Annotated in this window: 5 protein-coding genes; 2 read left to right on the plus strand and 3 right to left on the minus strand. The window is 70.6% G+C overall.

Features of this window, described 5'->3' with window-relative positions; all coding sequences use genetic code 11:
* The coding region (locus NON22_RS20945) for a murein hydrolase activator EnvC family protein (protein WP_257388925.1) at positions 1-1,198 on the plus strand (1,198 nt) is incomplete at its 5' end.
* A gap of 223 nt (positions 1,199-1,421) precedes the next feature.
* A complete protein-coding gene (locus NON22_RS20950) occupies positions 1,422-2,744 on the plus strand; it encodes a S41 family peptidase (protein ID WP_257388926.1) in 1,323 nt (440 codons plus the stop codon).
* 63 nt (positions 2,745-2,807) lie between these two features.
* Here the strand turns inward: NON22_RS20950 and NON22_RS20955 are convergent, their stop codons facing one another.
* From NON22_RS20955 to NON22_RS20965, 3 genes are all read right to left on the minus strand, one after another.
* Entirely contained in the window at positions 2,808-3,128 is a 321-nt protein-coding gene (locus tag NON22_RS20955; RefSeq protein ID WP_257388927.1) for a DUF1820 family protein, read from the minus strand.
* Between the two features lie 26 nt (positions 3,129-3,154).
* A complete protein-coding gene (locus NON22_RS20960) occupies positions 3,155-3,841 on the minus strand; it encodes a rhomboid family intramembrane serine protease (protein WP_257388928.1) in 687 nt (228 codons plus the stop codon).
* A gap of 51 nt (positions 3,842-3,892) precedes the next feature.
* On the minus strand, positions 3,893-4,231 hold a 339-nt coding region (locus NON22_RS20965), incomplete at its 5' end, for a general secretion pathway protein GspB (RefSeq protein WP_257388929.1).

Here is a 4,231-nt window from a genome sequence, read left to right on the forward strand (position 1 = left end):
CGTCGTGCTTGCCGTCGCGCTCGCGCTGCTGAGCGGCACCGCGTTCGCCCAGGACGGGAGTTCCGGCGGACCGAGGCCGGCCGCGGCCGCCGCGCCGGCCCAGGACGGCGAAGGCAGCGCCGAGGAGCACGAGGCGCAGCGCAAGCTCGAATCCACGCGCGCAGAGATCCGCCAGCTGGCCGAGCAGCGCAAGGCCACCGAGGACGAGAAGGGCGGCGTCGTCGTCGAGCTGCGCGAGCGCGAGACGCGCATCGCCGCGATCGCGCGCGAGCTGCGCCAGCTCGACGAGAAGCTCGCCGAGCAGCAGAAGGAGCTGGACGGCCTGCAGGCGCGCCGGCGCGAGCTCGAGGACAAGCTCAAGACCCAGCGCGACGCGCTGGCCGCGCTGCTGCGTTCGGCCTACGCCCTCGGCCGGCACGAGGAGCTCAAGCTGATCCTGCAGCAGAACGAAGTCGCCGCGACCTCGCGCGTGCTGGCCTATCACCGCTATTTCCAGCGGGCGCGCGTCGGCCGCATCGAGGAGCTGCTGGCCGATCTCGCCGACCTGGCCCGCATACAGCAGGCCATCGAGGCGCAGGTCGCGCAGATCAACGCGACGCGCGAGGTGCGCAACGCCGAGAACGCGCGGCTGGACGCCGAGCGCCTGCAGCGTCAGGGCATGGTCGACGCGCTCGATGCGAACCTGCGCGACCAGGCCGCGCGACTGGCTGCGCTCGGCAAGGACGAGGCGGCGCTGGTCGAGCTGCTCGAACGCCTGCGCGACGTGTTCGCCGACATACCCAAGCAGCTGCAGGCCGCCGAACCGTTCGCCGCGCGACGCGGCCGCCTGCCCTGGCCGCTGGCCGGCAAGGTCGCGGTCGGCTTCGGTTCCAGCGACGATTCCGGCCGCGCGATTTCCGGCATCGTCGTCGCCGCGGCCAACGGCGCCGAGGTGCGCGCGATTTCCCACGGCCGCGTCGCCTATGCGGACTGGCTCAAGGGCTACGGCCTGATCCTGATCCTCGACCACGGCGACGGCTACATGAGCCTGTACGGCTATAACGAATCCTTGCTCAAGGATGTCGGAGACTGGGTCGACGCCGGCGAGGCCATCGCGACGGCCGGCGCGAGCGGCGGGCGCCGCAGCAGCGGCCTGTACTTCGAGCTGCGCGCGCGCGGCAAGCCGCTGGATCCGCGCGGCTGGCTCAAGCCGCCCTGACCGAGCAGTTGAAAAACGGACTTCCGCCCCTTTTTCGAGAGCACGGCACCGGCGACGCGCGCGCCGGGAATCCGGCGCTGGCGCGGTCGACTCTCGCGGCATCCCTGCGGGGTGGCCTCGGGCCGTTTCTCGACGGCCGGGCACGGCACTTCCGCCGCCGCGGCGGGTCGGAGCCGTGCCGCCGCCGCGGTATAGTCGTCGCACGTTCGCCGGAGTCGTAGCCATGCCGTCCCGTTCGCTGTTGTTCCTCGCCCTTTCCACGTTCGCGCTGGCCGTGCAGGCCGACGCGCCGGCCGCGCCCGAAACGGCCGAGGCCGCCGCGGCCAAGGCCGGCGTCAGCATCGACGACGTGCGCACGTTCACGGCGGTCTACAACCTCGTCAAGCAGGCCTACGTCGACGACGTCGGCGACAAGCGCCTGATGGAGGCGGCGATCAAGGGCCTGCTGTCGGGCCTGGATCCGCATAGCGAATACCTCGATCCGCGCCAGCTCAGCGACCTGACCGAAGGCACGAGCGGCGCCTACGACGGCCTCGGTCTCGAAGTGCTGACGATCGACGGCGTGCTGCGCGTCGTCTCGCCGATCGACGACACGCCGGCCGAGCGCGGCGGCATCAAGCCCGGCGACATCATCACGCGCATCGACGGCAAGGCCGTCTCGTCGGAGAACGTCAACGAATCGGTGGAGCTGCTGCGCGGCAATCCCGGCAGCAGCGTCGTGCTGACCGTCGTGCACGAGGGCGAGTCGGTGCCGGTCGACATCACGCTCAAGCGCGAGAAGATCAAGGTCGCGAGCGTGCGCGTGCGCTGGCTCGAACCGGGCTATGCCTACCTGCGCGTGACCCAGTTCCAGGAGGACAGCGGCGGCGAGCTCAAGCGCAAGCTCGCCAAGCTGCGCGGCAAGGACGCCAGCAGCCTGCGCGGCGTCGTGCTCGATCTGCGCAGCAATCCGGGCGGCCTGCTGACCTCGGCCGTCGAAATTAGCGACGCGTTCCTCGACAGCGGCGTCATCGTGACGACGCGCGGCCGCCTCAACGACACCGACCTGAGCTTCAGTGCGACGCCGGGCGACCTGACCGACGGCGCGCCGCTGGTCATCCTCGTCGACCGCGGCACGGCCTCGGCGGCCGAGATCGTCGCCGGCGCGCTCAAGGACAATCACCGCGGCCTGATCCTCGGCCAGAAGACCTTCGGCAAGGGCTCGGTGCAGACCGTGCTGCCGCTGGAGGACGGCCATGCGGTCAAGCTGACGACGGCGCGCTACTACACGCCGGCCGACATTTCCATCCAGGCCACCGGCATCACGCCCGACATCGAGCTGCGCGATCTCAAGCTCGCCGTACGCGACGCCGCGCCGTCGCTGATCACGAGCGAGCGCGACCTGCCGAACCACCTGAAGGGCGAGAACGAAAAGACCGAGGCCGTCGCCGCGAACACCGAGGCGCCGCCGCTCGACGATTACGCGCTGAACGAAGCCGTACACGTGCTCAAGGCCATGGCCCTGCGCAAGTCGGAGCCGGCCGTCCCCGTTCCGGCCAAGGGCTGATCCGCGCGCCGCGGTTCCTGCGTAGCGTCGGTCCGCGACGGACGACGGACTAGGGGCGTCGTCTCAGCGCGGCCGCGCCGGCGGGTACGGGAACGGCGTGATCTTCTCGCCGCTGGCCGCGTCGCGGATCGCGGCGGGGGTGCGCCGCTCGACTTCCTCGATCTTGACGATCGCGTGCATCGGCAGATAGAGCACGCGCGTGTTCTCGAATTCCTCGCGCAGGCGCTCCTCGGTCGGGTCGACGACGAGGCCTTCGCCGCGCGGCTCGAACACGAGCTGGCTGACTTCGGTGAAGCCCCAGAGATGGCTCGAGCCGATGTGCTCGGCGTAGAGCTCGTAACTCTTGCCGTTGTTCAGAAAGGTAATCTTGAAAAGTTTCTTCATGAGCCGGTCCGGCGCCGCGGCGCCCGTCATTGGCGCAGCCGGCGCGCGATCGCCGGCCGCGAGATCAGCGCCATCAGCGCGCCGACGAGGAAACCCGCGATGTGCGTCCACCAGACGATGGCGCCGAAGGTCGGGCCGACGTAGGTGAACAGCAGCTGCAGCAGCACCCAGAAGCCGATCAGCACCGGCGCCGGGACTTTGACGAATTCGAGGAACAGGCCCAGCGGCAGCACCAGCCCCAGGCGCGAACGCGGGAACAGCGCGAGGTAGGCGCCGACCACGGCCGAGACCGCGCCGCTTGAGCCGACGATCGGGGTGACCGCGCTGGACAAGGTGAGTGCGCCCACGAGGTTCGCGACCGCGCCGCCGACGAGATAGAGCGTCAGGAACCGGCGCGAGCCGAGCAGGCGTTCTGCGGCCAGGCCGAAGATCATCAGGAACAGCAGGTTGCCGGTCAGGTGCAGCCAGTTCGCGTGCACGAACAGCGCGCTGAACAGGCGCAGCGCGCGTAGCTCGACGAGCTGGCGCAGCAGCGGCGCGCTGGTGTCGAACAGCCGCGCGGGCACGGTGCCCCAGCGCGCGAGCAGGGCCAGACGTTCCTCGCCGCTCGTCGCGGCCAGCCAGAAGAACGCGAGCACGCTCAGCGCGACGATGCTGATCGTGGCCCAGGGCGGGCTGCGGCGACGGCGCGATTCGACCTGGATGAAAACCACGGAATCCTCGCTGGCGCGGCTGTCGCGCCGGCGCCCGGCGCGGGAACGGAATCAGGAACCGCTGCGCGGGACGAGGAAGCGCTGGCCGTGATAGGTCAGCACCACGCCGTCGCTGCGGATCTCGGCGACGTGCACGTCGCCGCCGAGCTCGTCGCCCTCGACTTGGCGATTGCCGTTGAGCACGACGAAGCGCTGGGCCGGCGTCGCGCTGTAGACGTGCATCGACAGCTTCAATGCGGGCAGTTCCTTGCGCACGTTGTACGGCAGCTGCCAGTAGGCCGGCAATTGCTCGACCGGTGCGGTGCCGGTCGCGGCCGGCGTGTTCGCCGCGGCGACCGGCGGCGGCGCCGAAGGCGGTGCGGCAACGACGGCGGCCGGCGGTGCGGCGGC

This window comes from Tahibacter caeni (assembly GCF_024609805.1).
Lineage (GTDB): Bacteria > Pseudomonadota > Gammaproteobacteria > Xanthomonadales > Rhodanobacteraceae > Tahibacter > Tahibacter caeni.